This is a genomic window from Streptomyces sp. NPDC060205, assembly GCF_042728395.1.
In the GTDB taxonomy this organism is placed as follows: domain Bacteria; phylum Actinomycetota; class Actinomycetes; order Streptomycetales; family Streptomycetaceae; genus Streptomyces.
Genome location: NZ_JBHWZP010000553.1, coordinates 1 through 3,562 on the forward strand (window position 1 = coordinate 1; position 3,562 = coordinate 3,562).

The 3,562-nt window shown below is 68.4% G+C and carries 1 protein-coding gene; it reads right to left on the reverse strand.

Going from position 1 to position 3,562, the window contains the following annotated elements:
* Positions 1–3,529: condensation domain-containing protein (locus tag ACFWGJ_RS42785; protein ID WP_387334372.1), on the reverse strand; the 3,529-nt coding region annotated here is incomplete at its 3' end.
* Between the last annotated feature and the right edge of the window lie 33 nt (positions 3,530–3,562).

Below are 3,562 nucleotides of genomic sequence, written 5' to 3' on the forward strand. Positions count from 1 at the left end.
CACCAGCACCAGCGGACACCGGCTCCAACACACCAAACGTCGAATCAACCGACGCCTCAGTCACCCCATACGCCGACAACCACCGCACACCCCCACCGAACACACCCCGAGCCCGCGCCACCGAACCCCAACGCCACACATCCGTCGTCACCACAACCAGACGCAAACCCCCCAACCCCAGCCCCGCCGCCGAACCACCACCCTCAACAAACCCCACCAACTCATCCACATACCGCGGCGCACACTCCAACGCACTCACCCCGGCACCAGCCAACACCCCCACCCACTCACCCACATCCACCTGCAAACCCACACGACCCAGCACCAACACACCACCCGAACACAACGACCGCACCACATCACCGGTGAACACATCAAAACTCGCACTCGCCACCGACAACCACCTCAACTGCTCCCCACCGAAATGAGCCACCTCCCACCCCGCAAACAACGCCACCAAAGAACCATGAGAAACCAACACCCCCTTCGGCCGCCCCGTCGAACCCGACGTATAAATCACACCCGCCAACCCACCACCCGACACAACTGGCGGAGAAAAGAACGGCAGCTCCTCCGCCCCCTCAGCAAAAATATCCTCAAGCCACACCACCGAATTCACCGCATCAACCAAACCGAGGTCCCCGACAACACCCCGCTCCCCAACCAGAACCTCAACCCCACTGTCCGCCAACATGAACTCCAACCGCCCCACCGGATACTCCGGATCCAGCGGCAAATACGCCCCACCCGCCAACCACACCCCAAAAACCGCCACCACCAAATCCACACCCCGGGACACACACAGCCCCACCACCGACTCAGCACCCACACCCACCGACCGCAGCTGATGCGCCAGACGACTCGCCCGCACCATCAACCCGCCATACGTCAACGACTCCCCGCCCGCGACCACAGCCACCGCATCCGGAGCCGTAACCGCATGCCGGGCAATCAGCTCATGCACCCCACCCACCGCCGGCAGGTCCACCTCGCCACCGTCGCCATCGGCCACCACGCGTTCACGCTCACCCGCCGACAGAAGCGGCAACTCCCCCACCCGCAGCTCCGCATCGCGGGCGACGCCGTCCAGCACCGTGACCAGGTGGCGGCCCATAGCCTCGACCGTCGCCCGGTCGAACAGTGCCGTGCTGTACTCAAGTTCGCCGGACAGACCGCCCTCACCCGTGTCGCCGAGCCTGAGGGTCAGGTCGAAGAGGGCAGTACGCGTTCCGGCGTCCGTCCCCTTGATCCGTATGTCCTGCCTCGGACGGCTCTCGCCCTCTGCCTCGCTCGCGCCCTGCGTGAGCAGGCTCGCGCTGTCGCGGGCCTCCTCCGCGGCGTAGGTGAAGAACACCTGGAAGAGCGGGCTGAGGGTCCGGTCCCGCTCGGTGACGAGGTCGTCCACGAGTTGCTCGAACGGCACGTCCTGGTGGGCGTACGCGCCGAGGGCGGTTTCCCTTACCCGGCCGAGGAGTTCGGCGAAGGTCGGGTCGCCGGACAGGTCGGTCCGCATGACGAGCGTGTTGACGAAGAGCCCGATCAGGTCCTCCGTCTCGGCACGGTTCCGGTTGGCGACCGGCGTGCCCACGACCACGTCGTCCGACCCCGCGTACCGGCTGAGCAGGACGTCGAAGGCGGCCAGCAGTGTCATGAACATCGTGGCGCCGGACTCGCGGGCCACCGCACGCAGGGCGTCCGCGGTCTCCGCCGACACCGTGAACCGCGTGGCAGCGCCCTCGGACCGGCGCACGGCCGGCCGGGGCCGGTCGGTCGGCAGTTCCAGTTGCGGAAGCCGGGCCAGGTGGGCACGCCAGTAGTCGAGTTGTTCCTCGATGACGTCGCCGCTGAGCCACTCGCGCTGCCAGACCGCGAAGTCGGCGTACTGGACGGGCAGCGGCGGCAACGGGTCCGGTCGGCCAGCGCGGAACGCCTCGTACAAGGCGGTGAGTTCACGTCGCAGGACGCGTCCCGACCACTCGTCGAAGACCACGTGCTGCATGGACAGCGCCAAAACATGTTCGTCAGGGGCGAGCCGGATCAGACAGGCCCGGACGAGCGGACCGGTCGCGAGATCGAAGGGCACCAAGGCGTCCTGCGCAACCAGCAATTCCGTCGCTCGCAGCGGGTCGTCGCTGCCGGACACATCGACCACCGCGAGCGGGAAGGCGGCGGGCGGGTCGATCACCTGGTGGGCCATGCCGTCCGCGTCCGCGACGAGTCGGGTGCGCAGCACTTCGTGGCGGACGGTCATCGCATCCAGTGCGGTGGTCAGCGCGGCCACGTCCAGGTCGCCGTCCAGCCGGATCGGCAGGGGCAGGTTGTATTCGGTGGATCCGGGGTCGAGCTGGTCGAGGAACCACAAGCGCTGCTGCGCGAACGACAACGGCAACGGCCGGGTACGGTCGACCGGCCTGACCGGCTCCGCCAGGGGCTCGCGGACCGTGTCCTGGACCACCGCGGCCAGACCCCGCACCGTCGGCTGATCAAACATCGCCGCCACAGGCACATCGACACCCAGCACCTCGCGGATCCGGGAGACCACCTGCATGGCCAGCAGCGAATGCCCGCCCAGCCCGAAGAAACTCTCAGTCACACCCACCCGGTCAAGCCCCAGCACGGCGGCCCAGACACCGGCGACCAGCTCTTCCGTCGTCCCGGACGCAGCGACGAAGTCTGCGGCCTGGCTCATGGACTGCTGCGCATCCGGGGCGGGCAGCGCCGCACGGTCCAGCTTCCCATTGGCCGTCAACGGCAGCCCGGCCAGCTCCACGAACACCGACGGCACCATGAACTCCGGCAACCGACCCGCCACGAACTCCCGCAGCCCACCCGCCGCCGGCACCCCGATGACACCGTCGGCCGCAACCACATAGGCGACCAGACGACGATCCGTCCCCTCACCGAACGCGACGACGACCGCGGTACGGATCTGCGGATGATCCGCCAGAACGGCCTCGATCTCGCCCGGCTCGATACGGAAGCCCCGCACCTTCACCTGCTCATCCGCACGGCCCACGAAATCAAGCCGCCCGTCCGCCAGCCACCGCACCACATCACCCGAGCGGTACATGCGTGTGCCGTCCGCCGCGAACGGATCAGCAACGAACCGCTCACCCGTCAGCCCCGCACGGCCTCCGTAGCCACGGGCCACCCCGGCGCCCGCGATATACAGCTCCCCCGCCACACCCACCGGCGCCGGACGCAACCGCGCGTCCAGCACATACACCCGCGTATTCGCCAGCGGCCTGCCGATCGCCGGCACACCCACAGCGGCAGCATCGGCATCCGATTCCGCTTCCGCGAGGCCCGCGCAGGCAATCACGGTGGTCTCGGTGGGCCCGTATCCGACGAAGAACCTGCGGCCCGGCGCCCACTCCCGCACCACCGCCCCACCCACCCGCTCCGAACCCACAAACAGACTGCCCACACCCGCCAGCGCCGCCTCCTCCAGGACCCCCAGCAGGGAAGGCGACACACTCGCCGACACCACACCCTGCGCACGCACCAGAGCCTGCAACTCCACCGGCACACGCCGCTCCGCAGACGAGGCCACCACCAGCAC